This is a genomic window from Rummeliibacillus sp. TYF005 (assembly GCF_003844195.1).
Classification (GTDB): domain Bacteria; phylum Bacillota; class Bacilli; order Bacillales_A; family Planococcaceae; genus Rummeliibacillus.
Map to the genome: position 1 here is coordinate 107,044 of NZ_ML122541.1, position 19,933 is coordinate 126,976.

The 19,933-nt window shown below is 35.7% G+C and carries 18 protein-coding genes and 1 other annotated feature; of the genes, 15 read left to right on the top strand and 3 right to left on the bottom strand.

From position 1 onward, the window contains the following. The first annotated feature begins 2 nt into the window (after positions 1 to 2). Genes CW357_RS00485 through CW357_RS00495 form a run of 3 tightly spaced genes read left to right on the top strand, consistent with a single transcriptional unit; the run spans position 3 to position 2,434 of the window. Positions 3 to 956 (top strand): branched-chain amino acid ABC transporter permease, encoded by a 954-nt coding sequence (locus CW357_RS00485; protein ID WP_119415586.1) that lies wholly within the window; start codon positions 3 to 5, stop codon positions 954 to 956. Then, positions 946 to 1,719 (top strand): ABC transporter ATP-binding protein, encoded by a 774-nt coding sequence (locus CW357_RS00490; RefSeq protein WP_119415585.1) that lies wholly within the window; start codon positions 946 to 948, stop codon positions 1,717 to 1,719. Before CW357_RS00485 ends, CW357_RS00490 begins: the two co-directional genes overlap by 11 nt. After that, positions 1,712 to 2,434, top strand: coding sequence for an ABC transporter ATP-binding protein (locus CW357_RS00495; protein ID WP_124217199.1), 723 nt, complete (start codon positions 1,712 to 1,714; stop codon positions 2,432 to 2,434). The genes CW357_RS00490 and CW357_RS00495 overlap by 8 nt, the downstream gene beginning before the upstream one ends. Positions 2,435 to 2,532: 98 nt before the next feature. Here CW357_RS00495 and CW357_RS00500 read toward each other — a convergent pair whose 3' ends face one another. Both CW357_RS00500 and sspI read right to left on the bottom strand, forming a co-directional pair. Next, positions 2,533 to 3,915, bottom strand: a complete 1,383-nt coding sequence (locus CW357_RS00500) for an FAD-binding oxidoreductase (protein ID WP_124217066.1) — start codon at positions 3,913 to 3,915, stop codon at positions 2,533 to 2,535. 147 nt (positions 3,916 to 4,062) lie between these two features. Next, a complete protein-coding gene (sspI, locus tag CW357_RS00505) occupies positions 4,063 to 4,269 on the bottom strand; it encodes a small acid-soluble spore protein SspI (RefSeq protein WP_119415582.1) in 207 nt (68 codons plus the stop codon). A 117-nt stretch (positions 4,270 to 4,386) separates the two neighbouring features. Here sspI and CW357_RS00510 point away from each other — a divergent pair, with 117 nt between their 5' ends. The 9 genes from CW357_RS00510 (at position 4,387) to CW357_RS00550 (ending at position 16,151) form a co-directional block, all read left to right on the top strand. Further along, positions 4,387 to 5,367 carry a zinc-binding dehydrogenase gene (locus tag CW357_RS00510; RefSeq protein ID WP_124217067.1) on the top strand — a complete coding sequence of 327 codons (981 nt, stop codon included), beginning with the start codon at positions 4,387 to 4,389 and terminating at the stop codon, positions 5,365 to 5,367. Between the two features lie 21 nt (positions 5,368 to 5,388). Beyond that, positions 5,389 to 6,159, top strand: a complete 771-nt coding sequence (locus CW357_RS00515; protein WP_119415580.1) for a TrmH family RNA methyltransferase — start codon at positions 5,389 to 5,391, stop codon at positions 6,157 to 6,159. A gap of 51 nt (positions 6,160 to 6,210) precedes the next feature. Then, positions 6,211 to 6,443, top strand: a binding site (T-box leader). Between the two features lie 125 nt (positions 6,444 to 6,568). Next, positions 6,569 to 7,606: a phenylalanine--tRNA ligase subunit alpha gene (gene pheS / locus CW357_RS00520; protein WP_124217200.1), complete on the top strand. Its 1,038-nt coding sequence runs from the start codon at positions 6,569 to 6,571 to the stop codon at positions 7,604 to 7,606. A 12-nt stretch (positions 7,607 to 7,618) separates the two neighbouring features. Beyond that, complete coding sequence (gene pheT / locus CW357_RS00525; protein WP_124217068.1) at positions 7,619 to 10,024, top strand: phenylalanine--tRNA ligase subunit beta; 2,406 nt, start codon at positions 7,619 to 7,621, stop codon at positions 10,022 to 10,024. A 408-nt stretch (positions 10,025 to 10,432) separates the two neighbouring features. Continuing rightward, positions 10,433 to 11,479 (top strand): ABC transporter ATP-binding protein, encoded by a 1,047-nt coding sequence (locus CW357_RS00530; RefSeq protein ID WP_369973779.1) that lies wholly within the window; start codon positions 10,433 to 10,435, stop codon positions 11,477 to 11,479. Continuing rightward, a complete protein-coding gene (locus CW357_RS00535; protein WP_119415578.1) occupies positions 11,476 to 12,447 on the top strand; it encodes an ABC transporter ATP-binding protein in 972 nt (323 codons plus the stop codon). Before CW357_RS00530 ends, CW357_RS00535 begins: the two co-directional genes overlap by 4 nt. Next, positions 12,428 to 13,390 carry an oligopeptide ABC transporter permease gene (gene opp4B, locus CW357_RS00540; protein WP_119415577.1) on the top strand — a complete coding sequence of 321 codons (963 nt, stop codon included), beginning with the start codon at positions 12,428 to 12,430 and terminating at the stop codon, positions 13,388 to 13,390. Before CW357_RS00535 ends, opp4B begins: the two co-directional genes overlap by 20 nt. 37 nt (positions 13,391 to 13,427) lie before the next feature. After that, positions 13,428 to 14,342: an ABC transporter permease gene (locus CW357_RS00545; protein ID WP_119415576.1), complete on the top strand. Its 915-nt coding sequence runs from the start codon at positions 13,428 to 13,430 to the stop codon at positions 14,340 to 14,342. Positions 14,343 to 14,360: 18 nt separating this feature from the next. Further along, entirely contained in the window at positions 14,361 to 16,151 is a 1,791-nt protein-coding gene (locus CW357_RS00550) for an oligopeptide ABC transporter substrate-binding protein (protein ID WP_124217069.1), read from the top strand. A 186-nt stretch (positions 16,152 to 16,337) separates the two neighbouring features. Here CW357_RS00550 and rnhC read toward each other — a convergent pair whose 3' ends face one another. After that, a complete protein-coding gene (gene rnhC, locus CW357_RS00555; protein ID WP_119415574.1) occupies positions 16,338 to 17,273 on the bottom strand; it encodes a ribonuclease HIII in 936 nt (311 codons plus the stop codon). An 87-nt stretch (positions 17,274 to 17,360) separates the two neighbouring features. Between rnhC and zapA the strand changes: the two genes are divergently transcribed. From zapA to polX, 3 genes are read left to right on the top strand one after another with little or no spacing between them, the layout of a single operon-like run. After that, complete coding sequence (zapA, locus tag CW357_RS00560) at positions 17,361 to 17,633, top strand: cell division protein ZapA (protein WP_119415573.1); 273 nt, start codon at positions 17,361 to 17,363, stop codon at positions 17,631 to 17,633. After that, entirely contained in the window at positions 17,626 to 18,165 is a 540-nt protein-coding gene (locus CW357_RS00565) for a CvpA family protein (RefSeq protein WP_119415572.1), read from the top strand. Before zapA ends, CW357_RS00565 begins: the two co-directional genes overlap by 8 nt. 53 nt (positions 18,166 to 18,218) lie before the next feature. Beyond that, on the top strand, positions 18,219 to 19,922 hold the full coding sequence (gene polX, locus CW357_RS00570) for a DNA polymerase/3'-5' exonuclease PolX (RefSeq protein WP_199670700.1): 1,704 nt from the start codon (positions 18,219 to 18,221) through the stop codon (positions 19,920 to 19,922). The last annotated feature ends 11 nt before the right edge of the window (positions 19,923 to 19,933 follow it).

Consider the following 19,933-nt stretch of genomic DNA (forward strand, 5'->3'; position numbering starts at 1 on the left):
ATATGCTAGGAGAATTGTTAAATCCATATCAATTGCAAATAGCTTCATTTGTACTGATTAATATTATTCTAGCAATCAGTGTGTATGTTACATTGTCTTCTGGGCAATTATCACTGGGAAGTGCTGGGTTTATGGGGATTGGTGCATATACATCTGCATTAGTAACCATTCATTTTGAGTTTCCAATTATTGTAGGTGTATTGGTAGGAGCTGTGGTGGCTGGTATTCTTGGAATTTTAATCGGCATTCCTGCTTTGCGCTTATCGGGTGTATATTTGGCTATTGCCACTTTAGGTTTAGGTGAAGTTATTCGTGTGATTTTTGTTAATTGGGAGTCTCTAACAAATGGTGCTGTTGGCATTTCGAATATACCTCAGATTGGTAGAGAAATTGTTTTTACGACTAGAGATTTAGGTTTTAATGCGACGTCATTAGGATTGCAAAATAACCAGTTTGCAAGTTTAAGTGTCTTTTTAATCTTATTTGTTTTAAATATTTTTATCATCTGGTTTATCGTAAGACAAAAGAATTCGCGTGTTGGTAGAGCTTTTTCTGCCATTCAATTAGATGAAAAGGCAGCTGAATCTATGGGGATCAATGTTACATACTATAAGGTTTTATCATTTGCCCAAGGTGCAGTTTTAGCGGGGCTTGCAGGTGCATTGTTCGCCCATGTAATGGGATATATTTCGCCATCTGATTTTGCCTATCATCGTGCGGTAGAGATTTTGATCTTTACAGTATTTGGTGGTAGCGAAGTGATTGTGGGTTCGGTATTTGGTGCTGCTTTCTTAACATTGATGCCTGAAGTTTTACGTTTTATTAGTGAATACCGGTATATTATCTATGGTGTACTTCTAGTAATTTTAATGGCTGTACGCCCTCAAGGAATCATTGATGCAAATATACTGAAAAGGTTGAAACGGTCGAAAGGGGGAGACGTTCATGGTTCTTAAGATTAATCATATCTCTAAAAACTTTGGAGGAATCTCTGCATTGACAGATGTTTCGTTTTCTATAAATGAAGGAGAAATTTACGGTTTAATCGGTCCAAATGGTGCAGGTAAAACAACGATGTTTAATTTAATAACAAATATCTTCTCTCCTTCCTCTGGTGAAATAATTTTTAAAGAAGATAATATCACAGGGATTAAACCGCATAAGATTACAGAAAAAGGAATCTGTAGAACCTACCAGAATATACGCCTTTTCTCACAAATGTCTGCTTTAGAAAATGTAATGGTGGGTGGGCACTGTCGAAGTGAATCAGGTGTTATGAGAAGTGTTTTTCGTACAAGGTATCAACGTTCAGAAGAGAAGACATTAAAAGAAAATGCTGAAGAACTTTTAGAAATTGTTGGATTGATCAAATATAAAGATGTCTTGGCAGAAAATTTAGCATATGGTCAACAAAGAAGATTAGAAATAGCACGTGCATTAGCGAGTGATCCAAGTTTACTACTATTAGACGAACCGGCTGCCGGTATGAATGAAAATGAAACAGATAGTTTGTTTGACTTGATCAAACAAGTACAAGCGAGAGGGATTACTGTCTTAATAATTGAACATGATATGCCACTTGTGATGAAATTATGTGACAGAATTACCGTATTAAACTTCGGGGAAAAATTAGCAGAAGGTACACCACTTGAAATTCAAAACAATGAAGCAGTTATTGAAGCCTATCTTGGGAAAGAGGAGGAAGATGACATTGCTTAAAGTATCCAATATTGAAACATTTTATGGGCAAATCCAAGCGTTAAAAGGGATAAGTTTAAATGTTGAAGAAGGTAAAATTGTCACTCTTCTCGGTGCAAATGGTGCAGGAAAATCAACAACGATGAAAACCATTGTAGGACTTCTTAAACCTAAAAAAGGCTCGGTTGATTTTTTAGGAGAGAACGTAACCGGATTACGTCCTGATCAATTACTTCGAAAAGGTGTGGCTTTAGTTCCTGAAGGTCGTGCTATTTTATCTAGTATGTCTGTAATTGAAAATCTAGATATGGGTGCCTATCATCGAAAGGGCAAAAATATTGAGAGAGATATAGAAGAAGTAATGGAACGTTTTCCTATACTGAAAGAGCGACAATCACAGTTAGCAGGTACATTATCGGGTGGACAACAGCAAATGTTAGCCATTGCTCGTGCTTTGTTATCTAAGCCTAAGCTTTTATTGTTAGATGAACCATCAATGGGGCTTGCACCACTGATTGTAGCGGACATCTTTAAAATCATTCGAGAAATAAAGGATGCTGGAACAACTGTCCTTCTTGTAGAACAAAATGCGAAACAAGCATTGAAAATTGCTGATTATGGTTATGTTATGGAAACCGGTAAGATTATTATAGAAGGAAAAGCATCAAATTTATTGGAAGACCCAAGGATTGTAGAAGCATACCTAGGAAGAAAATCGACTTCTACATCTGCTTAACTTGAAAAAAGGAAAAAATTGCTCTTCATATTAAAATGTGAAGAGCAATTTTTTATAGTGTAATAGAAAAATTCCTTCCTTACTTGAAGTTTGTTGGATTAGTTTTTAATATCTATTAATTTACCAGGATTCATAATATTCTTTGGATCTAGGGCTAGCTTAATAGTTTTCATCACATCCAGGGATGTACCGTGTTCTTTTTCTTGATATTGCATTTTGCCTATACCAACACCATGTTCTCCAGTACACGTTCCGTTCCGTTGTAAACCGAATTCAACTAATGCGGCATTAAATTGCTTTGCTCTTTCGACTTCTTCAGCATTGTTCATATCAATCATTACTAAAGCATGGAAGTTTCCATCTCCGACATGACCTACCACGCCACCTGGCAAACCTGCTTTTTCTAATTCAGTACGTGCGAAAAGAACAGCATCTGCTAAGTCAGTAATTGAAACGCATACATCTGTACTCATTAACTTTTTCCCTTTGTAGCCATGGATAAATGCATAGGCTAAGTTATGGCGAGCATCCCATAACTTGTTGCGAGCGGCGGTATCAGTTTCAAATTCAATTTCTAAACAGCCATGATCATTCATAATTTCCTTTGTAAACTCAACGTCTTGTGCAAGTCCTGCCTCATTCCCATGAAACTCTAAAAAGAGTGTTGGTTTAAGTGGGTAATTTGTTTCACTATAGTGATTTACTTGCTCAATAGATTGTTCATCAACAAGTTCTACACGTGCAATTGGAATTCCAGCTTGTAAAATAGAGGTAACCGCATCAACAGCAGATTTAACAGTTGGAAATACAGCACGAGCAGCTGTTTCAAATTCAGGAATTCCGTAAACTTGTAATGTTAGCTCTGTAAAACAGCCAAGCGTTCCTTCAGAACCTACAAAAAGTCCATTTAAATGGTAGCCTGAAGATGATTTAGCAGCAAGGTTGCCAGTATGAATAATACGACCATCAGCAAGAACAACTTCTAAATCACGTACTTGGTCACGCATAACTCCGTAACGAACGGCAGTAGTACCACTTGCATTTGTCGCTGCCATGCCGCCTAATGATGCATCGGCACCAGGATCTACCGAGAAGAAAAGACCATATTTTTTTAGTTCTTTGTTTAACTGAGTTCTTGTGACACCAGGTTGAACACGTACTAGTAAGTCCTCCGGGCGAACTTCGATTATTTGATCCATTAAAGAAAAATCGATTGTAATACTTTTCTTTACGGGAACAATATGTCCTTCTAAGCTTGAACCTCTTCCAAATGGAATGACAGCGATTTCAAAATCATTTGCAACTTTTAGAATGTCACTGACTTCCTTTGTAGAAGAAGGGAAAACAACCACATCTGGTAACTGACCTTCGTGATAAGATTCATCTTTACTATGTAATTCTCGAATGGTTTCATTTATCGAAACTTGTTCATCTTTTAAAAAGCTTTTTAATGTAGACACGACTGTTTCTGTAGTAATCATATTTGAATCGCCTCTTTCTTTGAAAAATCTGTATTTTCTAATAATTATATAGTAGATAGATCGAAACTTCCATATGGTTTTTAGACGCTCGAATATATAGAAAAAAATAAAAAATACATGTAGTCTCAAAGGGACTACATGCATTTTCTAAGCCAAAGCTTTTGATAGCTCGTTCATAAAACTGTCTTGTTCTTTCTTGTCAGCTTGTTGCCACCAAGTTTCAAAGAATACACCTAGTCCAGGAAGTAAATGTTCTTCACCGCGACTAATCGCGTCTTCCACAATATCTTTTAACTGATCTGGACTATTTCCTGTAACATTTTGTTTGATGGCATCGCGAATTTTGAAATTCATTTAGCATCCCTCCTAAAGATATTTTTACCCACAGCTCGATTGTTATACATACATTTGGTACACTTAAAAAAGAATAATTTTGTGATAAACAATTACATACAAGGGGGAAATGTTTTTATGAAAGCAGTTGTTTTTGAAAAAGGTCAATTGTTAGTGAAAGATGTTCCAACACCAAAACTAAAATCTGGTGAAGTATTAGTAGCTATTAAAGCAGCAGGTTTAAATCGACGGGATCTATACACGCCTGACCGTTTAGGAAATAACAGTGAAGCATTAATCCTTGGTTCAGATGCAGCAGGTGTAGTCGAGGCAATTGGTGAAGGTGTAACAGATTGGAAAATAGGTGATGAGGTAATTATTAACCCATCATTACGTTGGTATGAGCAATCTGATTTTCCGCCTGAAGGCTTTGAGATTTTAAGTTTACCAGATAACGGAACATTTGCAGAGAAGATTGCAATTCCTGCAGAACAATTAGAAAAAAAGCCATCTCATCTAACGCTTGAAGAAGCTGCAGTAATTGGTATTTCACCATTAACAGGCTATCGGGCATTATTTACAAAAGGACAAATTCAAGCAGGGCAAACTGTCTTTATCCCTGGAGCAGGTAGCGGCGTTGCAACATTCCTTATTCAAATGGCCAAAAACGTAGGTGCACGAGTAATCGTTTCATCACGCTCAGAAGAAAAGCGACAAGCTGCATTGAAAATCGGTGCAGATCTTGCAGTTGATACAAATGGTGATTGGTTAAAAGAGCTTGAAAATGAAACAATCGATTTAGTCATTGAAAGTGTTGGCCGTGCAACGTTCAACCGTTCTTTGTCGGTTTTGAAAAAGGGTGGTAAAATAGTGGTATTTGGTGCAACAACTGAGGATGTAGTAGACTTTGACTTACGTCAATTTTTCTATGGTCAATATACATTGCTAGGTACGACAATGGGAAGTCGTGAAGAATTTAGAGCTTGCATCGATCACTTGGAAAAGTATGATACGCACCCAATTTTAGATCGTAGTTTTTCAATGGATGAAGCACAAAATGCACTAGATTATTTAAAGGAAAATCGTCAATTTGGCAAAATTGTCTTAACGATTTCATAATATAAAGGCGGTAAAGAATACATGAAAAGAATCGAATCTCCACAAAATTCCCTTGTGAAGTATTGGAAAAAACTAGCGACTACTCGTAAAGAACGTGATCGCTCTGGCGAATTTCTAATAGAAGGTTTCCACTTAGTGGAAGAAGCTATAAAAAATAAAAGCGAAATACTAAATATAATTGTGCGTGAAGATGTAGATATACCATCAAACTGGAATATCGATAATATCTATGTTGTAGAAGTTACTGCTCAAGTTGCAAATGAATTTGCAGAAACTGAACATTCACAAGGTATTTTCGCTCAAGTTAAACAACCTACAGTATCAAAAGAGGAGCAAACTAAGTGGAAGAAACTTTTACTAGTTGATGCCGTTCAAGACCCAGGTAATATTGGTACAATGATTCGAACTGCCGATGCTGCTGGAATTGATGCTGTTATTTTAGGAAAAGGCTGTGCTGATCCTTATAATCCAAAAACAGTACGATCAACACAAGGTTCCATTTTCCATATACCTGTAGTACGAGGGGATTTAAGTGAATGGATTGATTCATTAAAAGAAAAAGCCATTCCTGTTTACGGTACTGCATTAGAAAATGCAGTGCTTTATCATCAAGTGAAAAAAGAAGGTAAGTTTGCACTCATAATGGGAAATGAAGGCAGTGGCATTGATTCAGATATTTTAGCGAAAACAGATGCCAATGTAATTATTCCTATAATGGGTGAAGCTGAATCATTAAACGTTGCTGTTGCAACAGGAATTGTACTTTATTATTTCTCAACAGATGAATTCTAAACTTGAAGTAAAGACTTGAATTGCGTATAATGATTTAGAGTAAATAATAAATAAAATGCAATGAGCGGGAAAAGTACATTGTTTGACCTTTTTAGGGAGTGCATGTCATAGACTGAAAGCGTGCATATTGTGTTGATGGATGGAAGTTCACCCCGTTAGCAGCCACCGGGACCAGTATAATTACTGTAAAGGATGGCCGGTGAAACGCCGTTAAGTAATGAGTGATTGTAAGTTTTTTCTTGCAATAACTAGGGTGGTAACGCGAATATAACCTCGTCCCTTTTTAGGGGGCGAGGATTTTTTTATTTTTTCTATGTATTTTGTAGAAACTAATATAGCAAAACGCCCTATCTTAATGGTTTCACCTACTATTTGTTTCAATCTTGGAAGGAGGAATTTACAAATGGCAATGATCGAGCAACTAACTCAACTAAAAGAAGAAGTTATAGAAAAAATCACGGCAACAGAGAATATTAAACAATTAAATGAAGTCCGTGTTGCTTATTTAGGTAAAAAAGGTCCAATTACAGATCTATTAAAAGGTATGGGGAAACTTCCTGCAGAGGAACGTCCTAAAATGGGTGCTTTAGTTAATGAAGTTCGCGCAGAAGTTCAACATATTCACGATATACGCAAAGCTACATTAGAAGAACAAGCAATCCAAGAACAATTAGAAAAAGAAGCAATTGATGTGACACTTCCAGGTCGTCCTGTAAAAGTAGCAAATGCACATCCTTTAACTCGTGTCATTGAAGAAATTGAAGATTTATTCATCTCTATGGGGTATGAAGTTGCTGAAGGTCCTGAAGTTGAAAAAGACTACTATAACTTTGAAGCATTAAACTTACCAAAAGGTCACCCTGCACGTGATATGCAAGATACTTTCTATATTTCAGAAGAAATCCTAATGCGTACACATACATCTCCAGTACAAGCACGTACAATGGAGAAAAAACAAGGTGCCTCATTTAAAATTATTTGTCCAGGGAAAGTATTCCGTCGTGACAATGATGACGCAACTCACTCACACCAATTCACTCAAATCGAAGGTTTAGTAGTTGGTGAGAACATTCGTATGAGTGACTTAAAGGGCACATTAGACATCTTCGCTAAGAAAATGTTCGGTGAAGACCGTGAAATCCGTTTACGTCCAAGCTTCTTCCCATTCACAGAACCTTCAGTTGAAATGGATATTTCTTGCTTCAAATGTGGTGGTGAAGGCTGTAACGTATGTAAACATACAGGCTGGATTGAAATTCTTGGTGCTGGTATGGTCCACCCAAATGTACTTTCAATGGCTGGCTATGATCCTAAAAAAGTTTCTGGATTCGCATTTGGAATGGGACCAGAACGTATTGCAATGTTGAAATATGGGGTGGATGATATCCGTCATTTCTATACAAATGATGTAAGATTCTTATCACAATTCCATCGCACAGAAGAGTAGGGAGGGGAAGGCATGTTAGTATCTTTAAAATGGTTATCACAATATGTCGATTTACAAGGTTTAGAAGCTGAAGATTTAGCAGAAAAGATTACCCGTTCAGGGATTGAAGTTGAAGGTGTACATCACCTATCAAAAGGTATTAAAAAAATTATGGTTGGTCAAATCAAGGAAATTAAAAAACATCCTGATTCTGATCATTTAAATATTTGCCAAGTAGATTTCGGTGAAGATGAGCTTTCACAAATTGTATGTGGTGCTCCAAATGTTGCAGAAGGTCAAAAAATTGTTGCTGTTCGTCCGAATGGATATGTAGGCGGCAAAAAAATTAAAAAAGGGAAACTTCGCGGTGAAGTATCTAATGGTATGATTTGTTCCTTACAAGAATTAGGTATTGAAGGTAAAGTTGTTCCGAAAAAATATGCAGATGGCATTTATGTTTTACCTGAAGAAACTCCAGTAGGAATGGATGCAATCGAAGCTTTAGGTTTAGATGATGTCATTTTAGAATTAGGTTTAACACCAAACCGTTCAGATGCCATGAGTATGTTAGGGGTTGCATATGAAGTTGCAGCTATTCTTTCAGAAGAGATTAAACTCCCAGAAACAGCTCATGAGGAATCAGCCCAAAAAGCTGAAGAAGTTTTAAAAGTTCGTGTAGAAGCAAAAGATGTCAACCCAATGTACACTGCTAAAGTCGTGAAAAACGTCAAAATCGGTGAATCACCATTATGGTTACAACAACGTTTAATGGCTGCTGGTGTACGCCCATTAAATAATGTCGTTGATATTACAAACTACATTTTAATGGAATATGGTCAACCACTTCATGCATTTGACTATGATGCACTAGGTACTGGTGAAATCGTTGTTCGCTTAGCAAAAGAAGGAGAACCGATTAAAACATTAGATGGTCAAGATCGAGTGCTAAATGCAAAAAATCTTGTCATTACAAATGGTAAAGAACCTGTAGCAGTAGCAGGTGTTATGGGTGGCTATGACTCAGAAGTAACAGATAAAACAACAACTGTAGTAATTGAATCTGCATACTTTGATGGTCTATCTGTTCGTTATACTGCAAAAGATCTTGGCTTACGTAGCGAAGCAAGTGCCCGTTATGAAAAAGGCGTTGATCCAAACCGCGTCATTCCTGCTGCAGAACGTGCTGCTCAGTTATTAGCAGAAATTGCAGGTGGAGAAGTATTATCAGGTGCTGTTGTTTTTGATGAATTAGATAAAACACCTGCCAAAGTTGTTGTTTCACCTGATTTTGTCAATTCACGTTTAGGTATGAAAATTTCTCTTAACGAAATGGTAACTATCTTAACTCGTTTAAAATTTGACGTTGAAACTGCTAATGGTCTTCTTTATATCGATGCACCAACACGTCGTCAAGACATCAAAATTGAAGAAGATATCGTAGAAGAAATTGCTCGATTATATGGTTATGATGAAATCCCTGCAACAGTACCAGTTGGTGAATCTAAAGCTGGTGGCCTTAATGCATACCAAGCAAAACGTCGTCTTATTCATCACCAATTACAAGGATCAGGTTTGTATCAAGCATTGACTTATTCACTTACTTCAGATGAGCTTTCACAAAAATACGCATTAGAAACAGCTCCAACAACTCGCCTTTTAATGCCAATGAGTGAAGAACGCAGTACATTGCGTCAAAGTATTTTGCCTCATCTAATTGAAAGTGTTACTTATAATGTATCTCGTCAACAAGATTCTGTAGCTCTTTACGAAATTGGTTCCGTATTTTTAGGAGAAACAGAAGAAGGTCTTCCACGAGAAGAATCACATCTTGCGGCTGTTATGACAGGTAATTGGTTGAATAACGCTTGGCAAGGTGAACATAAAAAAGTCGACTTCTTTGTACTCAAAGGAATTTTAGAATCTTTATTTGCTAAATTAGACTTAACAACTCGTATCACTTACGAAACGGCAGTTGTCGATGGTTTACATCCAGGACGCACAGCTAACATCCTTTTAGATGGCAAGAGAATTGGTTTCTTAGGTCAATTGCACCCAGCGGAACAAAAAGCAAACGGCCTTAAAGAAACGTATGTGATGGAACTAAACTTAGAAGAAATTATTGCAGCATCTATTGAACCATTAGTATATGTTCCAGTTCCACGTTTCCCATCTATTTCACGTGATATTGCATTAATCGTTGATCGTACTACAAAAGCAGCAGATTTAGAAGCAACAATCCGTAATGCTGGTGGTAAATTACTTAAAGAAGTCAATGTATTTGACCTTTATGAAGGAGAAAAAATGGAACTAGGCAAAAAATCAGTTGCCTTCACATTAACTTACTTCACACCAGAACGAACACTTACTGATGAAGAAGTTGTAGCTGCACATGATAAAGTTGTAGCCGCTCTTACTGAATCTGGAGCAGAATTACGTTAATATGTAATAATCCTTATTTTAAAAAGGTGATAACTTTTAGTTATCGCCTTTTTATTTTGAAAAAATGGTTTATGTAATATTTTTCACATAAATTACTTGAATATATAATATGATATACAAAGCAATTCTATTAATGTAAATAAATAGTAAAATATTATTGATAATTAATATCAGTATGCTATAATGGATAAAAATGTTGTCAGACCTTAATGTTATATATTGATATACTTATAATATATAAAAATTTCAGAATATTGTAATAAAAAGATAGACAAAATTCTATTTTATGTTATTTTAGTAAAAATAATATATTTAGAAAAACGAAATATGTCGATTGTTCTCTACATAATGTTTATTGGTTCAACTTTAATATTTTTAATATTCAAATTATTAAGGGAGGGCATATATTTGAAAACCTCAGAAGAAGTACTAGCAAACAATTTGAAATCCTCAAATGAAATACTCAAAATCAATCATTTGCGCACTAGTTTCAGAATAAAGGACAGTTACTACGATGCTGTAGATGATGTTTCACTATCACTAAAGGAAAATGAAGTTCTAGCTATTGTTGGAGAATCTGGCTGTGGTAAAAGTACATTAGCAACTTCCATTGTAGGTTTGCATAATCCATTAAATACAAAGGTAACTGGAGAAATCCTATATAACGGAAGTAATATTGTGAAGCTTAAAGAGGATGATTTAAATAAGATTCGTGGAAATGATATAGGGTTTATCTTCCAGGATCCACTTTCCGCATTGAATCCTTTAATGAGAATAGGGGATCAAATTGAAGAGTCCTTGTTTTTTCATACAAAGCTGGATGAACAACAACGAAAGAAAAGAGTGCTTGAGCTTTTAGATCAAGTAGGAATTATCAATCCAAAACGCGTAGCGAGACAGTTTTCACACCAATTATCAGGTGGCATGAGACAACGTGTCATGATTGCAATCGCGATTGCATGTAAGCCTAAAATAATGATTGCAGACGAGCCTACTACTGCACTTGATGTAACAATTCAAGCCCAAATCCTAGACTTATTATTAGATTTACAAGCAGAAACAAACGCAGGAATTATTCTAATTACTCACGATTTGGGAGTTGTAGCTGAAGTAGCAGATCGAGTAGCAGTGATGTATGCAGGACAAATTATTGAGATTGCATCCGTACAGGAATTATTTAATAATCCAAAGCATCCATATACTCGTTCATTGTTAAATTCTATTCCTCAAGTAGAAAGAGAAAGTGAAAAACTAGAAGTAATACAGGGAATCGTGCCAACATTGACAAAGCTATCCAAACACGGCTGCCGTTTTTCACCTCGAATTCCGTGGATTGATGAAAGTAAACATGAAAAAGAACCGCAGCTTCATGAAATTTCTCCAGGGCACTTTGTCAGATGTACCTGTTGGAAGAACTTTCATTTCGATGGGGAGAAAGGAGGAAGCCATCTATGAGTAGCTTTATGGAAGTAAAAGATTTATGTGTGCACTATCCAATTCGCGGTGGCTTTTTTAATACAGTGATTGATCATGTATATGCAGTAGATGGCGTATCTATGGAATTTGAAAAAGGAAAGACATATGGATTAGTTGGAGAGTCAGGTTCAGGTAAATCGACAACTGGTAAAGCAATTATTGGACTAGAGAAAATTACTTCTGGAAAAATAATTTATGAAGGTGAAGACGTAACGCACCAACGCCGTAAGCGTGATAGTGCTTATAACAGAGATATTCAAATGATCTTCCAGGATTCACAGTCAAGTATGAATCCGAGAAAACGTGTGCTTGATATTATTGCAGAGCCTATTCGTAATTTTATGAATATGACAGTTCAAGAGGAACGTAAACGTATTATTGAACTACTAGAAATTGTCGGAATGTCAGAAGAAGCAATGTACAAGTATCCTCATCAGTTTTCAGGTGGTCAACGTCAACGTCTTGGTATTGCGAGGGCAGTTGCTTGTAATCCTAAAATGATAATAGCAGATGAACCAGTGTCAGCTCTGGATCTTTCTGTACAAGCCCAAGTATTGAACTTTATGAAGGATATTCAAAACGAATATGGTTTGAGCTACTTATTTATTTCTCATGACTTAGGGGTTGTCCGTCATATGTGTGATCATATTTCTATCATGTATAAAGGGCGCTTTGTTGAAACTGGAAGTAAAAATGAGATATTTAAAGATCCACGGCATATTTATACCAAGCGTTTATTGTCCGCAATTCCGAATATTGCACCCGAATCACGCTTGGAAAGAAAACATAAGCGACGACAAGTAGAAGTTGACTATAAAAAAGAACAACATAAATACTACGATGAAGATGGTAAGGTATATCCGCTTAGTAGTGTTTCCTCTAATCATTCTGTTGCAATAGGGAGCATTGAGAAAGGAGGTTACGAAAGTGTGGAAAACAATAGCTAGACGCTTTTTAATCATGATACCGCAACTATTTGTTTTAAGTATTTTTATATTCATCTTAGCTCAATTTATGCCAGGTGATCCTTTTTCGGGATTGATAACACCACAAACCGATCCAAATCGTATTGAGGAATTACGAGAATTGGCAGGATTAAATGATCCGGTATACGTTCAATATTGGAATTGGATTGTTAATATGTTCCAAGGCGATTTTGGTGATAGTTATACGTTTAAAGTGAGCGTAGCTTCTCTTATTGGTGATAGAGGATTAAATACACTTTGGTTATCTTTATTAAGTGTTTTCTTAGTGTATCTTATTGCAATTCCATTAGGTGTTATAGCAGGACGTTATCAAAACTCATTAAAAGATAAAACAATCGTATTGTATAGCTTTATTAGCTATGCGATTCCAACATTTGTATTAGGTTTGATTTTCGTCTATGTTTTCGGCTACAAATTACAGTGGTTTCCTACTTCAGGAACAAAAGATGTAGAAGAAAAGGCGGGAACACTTGGTTATTATTGGAGCATTATATACCATCTTCTACTACCTGCAATTACATATGCTGTACTTGGTACAACAGCTATTATTCAATATCTACGATCAGAAATTATAGATGCACAATTACAGGATTATGTAAAAACTGCAAGAAGTAAGGGAATTCCGATGAAAAAAGTATATTCACGCCACATTTTTCGAAATTCGCTATTGCCAATCGCTGCATTCCTAGGTTTTACCATTACTGGATTACTAGGTGGATCGTTTTTTATAGAGACCATTTTTGGATATCCAGGTATGGGGAAATTATTTATCGACTCGATAATGGCCCGTGACTATAGCGTTATTACAACACTTATTATGCTATATGGATTCTTAACATTATTAGGTAGTTTGTTATCGGATATTATTTTAAGCATTGTTGATCCACGTATTCGAATCGAATAAACTACAAAAATATTAGAAAAAGAGGGGTGAATCTAATATGGAAAAAGTGTTAGAAAAGAGTCCAGATAGAGAAGTGGAAGCATCAAGTTTGCCCGTCACGGGATGGCGTGTTATCTGGCGTGAATTTAAAAAAGATAAATTAGCTATGTTTTCACTTCTTATATTGTTTGTAATTATATTTGGCTCTATTATTTGGGCACCTTTTATCAATCAAGAGGAACTGATGAAAATTAGTTTACTAGATGAATTTGCAAGACCAGGTGAAAATGGTTTTATATTAGGTGCTGATCAAGGTGGTAGTGATGTATTAGGCCAATTGGTCATTGGGGCAAGGAATTCTCTGATTATCGCAATTGCGATTACGATCATTACTGGAATTCTTGGAATAGGTGTAGGAATTTTAGCAGGCTATTATGGTGGCATAGTCGATAATATTCTAATGCGCTTAGTTGATTTTGTCATGACTTTACCAACTATGATGATTGTCATCGTTTTTGTGACAATCATTCCAAAATATAATGTTACATCTTTCGTCTTAATATTGAGTGCATTTATGTGGGTTGGAACAGCAAGGCTAGTACGAAGTAAGACATTATCTGAGTCAAAACGAGATTATGTTAATGCTTCTAAAACTATGGGGACAAGCGATTTTGCCATTATGTTGAAGGGCATTGTGCCAAATTTAAGTTCTATCTTAATTGTAGAAATGACATTAAACTTTGCAGGAAATGTAGGGATTGAAACAGGTCTTTCATTCTTAGGTTTTGGTTTACCTGAATCTACGCCAAGTTTAGGCACACTTGTCAGTTCTGCATTTAACCAAACAGTCTTAGCTGAAAAGTGGTGGGTATGGTTACCAGCATCTATGCTAATTTTAGTATTGATGTTAGGAATAAATTATGTTGGGCAGGCATTACGTCGTTCAGCAGATGCAAAACAAAGAATAGGATAAAAAAGAGGAGGAGATTGGATGAAGAAAAAGAAATGGCTTTTACTATCTTTAGTATGTGTATTAATGTTGGCACTAGCTGCATGTGGAGGATCAGATTCTAAAGATAAAAGCAAAGGAGAAGATACTAAAAAGGAAAAGGTAGATACAAGTAAATTACCTTTTGAGGCAAAAAATGATGGTGATTCGATTGAAGGAGGAACATTAAAAGTCGGCTTAGTGACAGATTCACCATTCCAAGGGATTTTTAACTGGGAGTTATATGAAGATGGAAATGATAAGGATATTCTGGATTACGCCTCAAATTCAATTTTTGATACAAAAGAAGACTTTTTAATTGCTGATACAGGTCTAGGACAACTTAAAGTAGATGAGGATGCAAACAAAGCAACTGTAACAATTAAAAAAGATGTTAAATGGTCAGATGGTAAGCCATTTACAATTGATGACGTTATTTACCCTTACTATATTATCGCTGATAAGGATTATACTGGAGTTCGTTATGATGCAGACTTCCAAAATATCGTTGGGGCTAAAGAATATCATGATGGCAAAGCAAAAGAGATTTCTGGTATCAAAAAAGTGGATGATTATACAATGGAAATTTCATTCAAAAAAGTTTCACCAGCAATCTACTCTGGCGGTGATGGCCTTTGGGGTTATGCTGCACCAAAACACCAATTAAAAGATATCAAAATCAAAGATTTAATTAAATCAGATGCAGTTCGTAAAAATCCAGTAACAGTGGGTGCATTTGTTATCGATAATATTGTAAAAGGTGAATCTGTAAAATTTAAAGCCAATCCAAATTATTTCAAAGGAAAACCTAAACTTGATAGTGTTGTAGTAGAAGTTGTACCATCATCATCTTCTGCAGCTGCTATTAAAGCAGGTAAATATGATGTTGTGAAGAATTACCCAGCAAATGATTATTCTGCTATTAAAGATGCGTCAAATACTACAATCTTAGGTCGTCCAGAGTTAGCTTATTCTTATGTAGGCTTTAAACTAGGTAAATACGATACTAAAGAAGGCGTAAGTGTAATGAATGATACTGCGAAGATGAATAACGTGAATCTACGCAAAGCGGTTGCATATGCAATGGATATTGAACAAGTATCAGATGTATATTATGAAGGATTACGTACACGTGCTAATTCTTTAATTCCACCAGTATTCTCTAGCTTCTATGATGATTCATTAGAGGGCTACAAATATGATCCGAAACAAGCGAAAAAATTATTAGAAGAAGCAGGTTACAAAGATACTAATAATGATGGTTATGTAGAAGATCCAGATGGTAAAGAGTTCTCTATCAAACTAGCAGCGATGTCGGGTTCTGATAAAGATGAAAAAATTATTCAATTCTATATTCAAAATTGGAAAGATGTTGGCCTAAAAGTGGAACTATCAACTGGCCGTCTGATAGAATTCAACAGTTTCTATGATAAAGTACAAGCGGATGATAAAGATATCGATATGTTCATGGCTGCATGGGGTACAGGTACTAATCCATCACCTGTAGGATTATACGGAAAAGAAGCTCAATTTAACTTCAGCCGTTTCGTTTCGGATGATCTAACAAAATTATTATCAGATATAGATTCTAAGGAAGCAATGGATTTAGAATATCGTGGTAAAGCATTCAGAGCATGGCAAGAATACATGAGTGAACAAGCTACTACGATTCCAATGTACTTCCGTACTGAAATCATTCCAGTTAACAAACGTGTGAAAAACTACAATATAGATTATTTAAATGAAACTGAATTACAAGACCTTGAATTAGTAGCTGACGAACCAGTGAAATAATTTAACAGTTATTTACCTTTAAGAAAAAAGTGCTAGTGGATTTTATTTCCATTAGCACTTTTTCGTTGTTACTTTAAGTCATTGAATTATCATGATTTAGTTATATTCTTGCAATATGATTACGATATACTCAGTAAAAGTTGAAGTTATTTGAGTATCGTTATGTCTTCTGAATTTAGGTTTACTTTATCTAAAACGTTTTTTAGATGCAATACGCGAAGCTTTTTGAGTATTTGCAAAATGCCATTTTGTGACACTGTAAAGGGTATCTTCCCCTTGAGCTAATAATATTTTTGCTGCAACTTCATCTACTTGATGGCCGGCACCTTTTGGCAATGAGATACCGATTTTTTTGCTTAGTTTGTCCATTTCGTGTAAGAAAGCACAGCGAGCTAGAATGGATGCAGCAGCGACAGCAACATGGATTTGTTCAGCTTTTGTTGCAAATAACACATTTTCTGATACGATTTCTTTTTCATTTTTTATATAATTATAGTAGGTATTTCTTTCAGCAAATTGATCGATAAGTACGTGAGCTGGTCTTTCTGGCTCAATTTCATTGAGAACTTTTCGAAGTGCTTGGTTATGAAGTAAGGCTTTCATCTTTCCTTGGGAAAATCCCTTTTTTTGAACTTCATTATACTTTTCGTTAGGGAGTGTTAATACACAATTAGGAAGTGTCGCTTTTAAATCTGGTGCTATTTTGAGCATGTATTCATCGGATAGCATTTTTGAATCTTTAACACCTAATTCTTTTACCAATTCAATTTTGTCTTGTGGTACATAGACAGCTGCTACAGTTATTGGACCAAAATAATCTCCGGTTCCAGTTTCGTCAGAACCCAATACAGATAAAGAGGACAAGTTTTTAGGCAACGAATCACCTTTAGATGACGTCATAGAAGGTGTGTCTTCAGCTTGTGACTTCCAATGATTGGCTTCACGTTCACAACCGCTACCTTGGAACATGACTTTACCAGATGAATAGGCAGTAATGGCGCAATCTGGTAGTTTTGCAGCAAAAATAACGCCAGGAGCCTTTCGTTCGATAATATTTTGAGAATAATAGTTCATAACTTCTTTTTGTACCTTTGTAGTTAACTTAATGACAATATTAGACATATTTAATATTCCTTTCTTCTCAAATTATTCACAACTTAGACACTTCATGCTATCATAAGAAATAGGACTTTGAAGGAGGTTACGGCTTTGTCAGAGCAACAAAAAAATAAAGTTTCAGTTGAAATCTATGGTCAAACATATAATATAGTTGGAATAGAGTCTCCAGGACATATGCGATTTGTAGCAGCAAGTGTTGATGAACAAATGCGTATGATTAAGCGAGCAAACCCAAGCCTCGACAGTGCCAAATTAGCCGTCCTTACTGCCTGTAATGCAGTAAATGATTACTTGAAATTAAAAAAACAAGTAGAATTACTAGAATCACAATTGAAAAAATTAAAGGATGAAGTGAATGGTTGATTTAATCATAATTATATTATTACTTGTTGGATTAGTAAGCGGTGCTAGAAGGGGTTTAATCGTACAACTAATCCAAATGGCTGGCTTTTTGATCTCTATTATTGTAGCTTATTTATATTATAAGCCATTAGCGGAAAAATTAGTGTTATGGATTCCATATCCTTCCGTTGATGAAAATACTACATTAAAATTTGCAGTAGAGCAATTAGATTTAAGCCAGACTTTTTATCAGTTGCTAGCATTTGCATTGATCTTCTTTGTTGTGAAATTTGCTATACAAATTTTCGCATCATTATTTGATTTTTTAAGACATATCCCAATTCTAGGTGGCTTAAATCGGATATTAGGTGGACTTTTTGGAGTTATTGAAGCTTACTTACTTATTTTTATCGTACTTTATGTATTAGCTTTGTTACCATTAGCTAGTATTCAAAAATACGTAGATAGCTCATTTTTAACGACATTAATACTAGATTATACACCTATAATTTCTAAAACATTCCAAAATCTATGGTTTGTTTATATGAAGTAAATGATAGACTTCTCTCTATAGAGAGAAGTCTTTTGTCGATTAGGAGGTAAATGATGAATAAAAAAATAATTATTAACACGCTTGAGAAAATAGCACTCTATTTAGAACTTCAAGGCGTTAACCCATTTAAAATATCTGCATTCAGAAAAGCTGCTGCAGCATTAGAAGCGGACACACGAAGTATAGATGAGATTGAAGATATTACAGCTATAAAGGGTATCGGTAAAGGAACAGCAGCTGTTATTCATGATTTGTTAGAAAATGGACAATCTGAAGTGCTGCTACAATTGGAAAATGAAGTTCCAAAAGGCTTGCCACCATTGTTAAAATTGCCAGGTTTAGGTGGGAAAAAGATAGCAAAACTTTATCAAGAACTTGGAGTGGACTCAGCAGAAAGTTTAAAAGAAGCTTGTGAAGATGGAAAAGTTTCAGCACTATCTGGATTTGGTAAAAAAACAGAAGAAAAGATACTAAAAGAGCTAGAATCTTTTGGCAAAAGAGCAGAGTTTCATCCTGTATGGTTATTAGAAGAAGTTGTCTCTGGAATTGAGGAGATCCTAGAACAGATACCGGAGATTCAACAATCTTCTGTAGCTGGTAGTTTTAGACGTGTAAAAGAACAAAGTAAGGATGTTGACTTTATCATTGCAACAAGTAAGCCGGAAGTAGTGAAGGAAGCATTATTGTCTAAATTGGCTGTAAAAGAAATCATTGCGGCTGGAGACACGAAAGTATCTGTCACGTTACAAACAGAAGATGTGAATGTTGACTTTCGCTTAGTATCACAGGCTGAATATGCAACAGCGCTTCATCACTTTACTGGTTCAAAGGAACATAATGTTCGAATGCGACAAATCGCTAAAGAGCGTGGCGAGAAAATCAGTGAATATGGTGTAGAACAGCAAGATGGATCTATTTTAACTTTTAATACTGAAAAGGATTTCTTTGCACATTTTGATTTGCCTTTTATCCCTCCAACTGTACGTGCAGGTACTCACGAATTTGAACGTCTTGATGATATACCAAATCTAGTGCAACTTAGTGATATTAAATCTGATTTGCATATGCATACGACTTGGTCAGATGGTGCGAATGCAGTTCGTGAGATGGGGGAAGCTTTAATAGCAAAAGGTTATCAATATGCAGTCATAACAGATCATTCCCAATATCTAAAAGTAGCGAATGGTCTTACACCAGAGCGATTAATCGAGCAACGAAAAGAAATTTGGTCCTTCAATGAAAAACATCCAGATTTCCGATTATTAGCGGGAACTGAAATGGATATATTACCAGATGGTTCGCTTGATTTTGAAGATGATGTAATGGCTGAATTGGATTTTGTGATTGCATCAATTCATTCTAGCTTTTCACAACCCCAAGAGAAAATCATGGAGCGATTGCATAATGCGATGAAAAATCCTCATGTCGATATGATTGCACATCCAACGGGGCGTGTGATTGGTCAACGTGATGGGTATAATCCTGATATACCTCAACTTATTGCATGGGCGAAAGAATATGGTAAAATTTTAGAGTTAAATGCAAATCCGTATCGACTGGATCTTTGTGTAGAGCATTTAGAAATGGCTGCAAATGCGGGTGTTCCTATTGCGATTAATACAGATGCTCATGCAATCGAGCAATTACGTTATATGGAAATTGGGACAAAATACGCTCAAAAAGCTTGGTTGAAAAAAGAAAATATCGTAAACACATGGTCATTCAATGATTTTGTGAATTTTTTAGAGAAAAAATAGGAGGTGTTTTA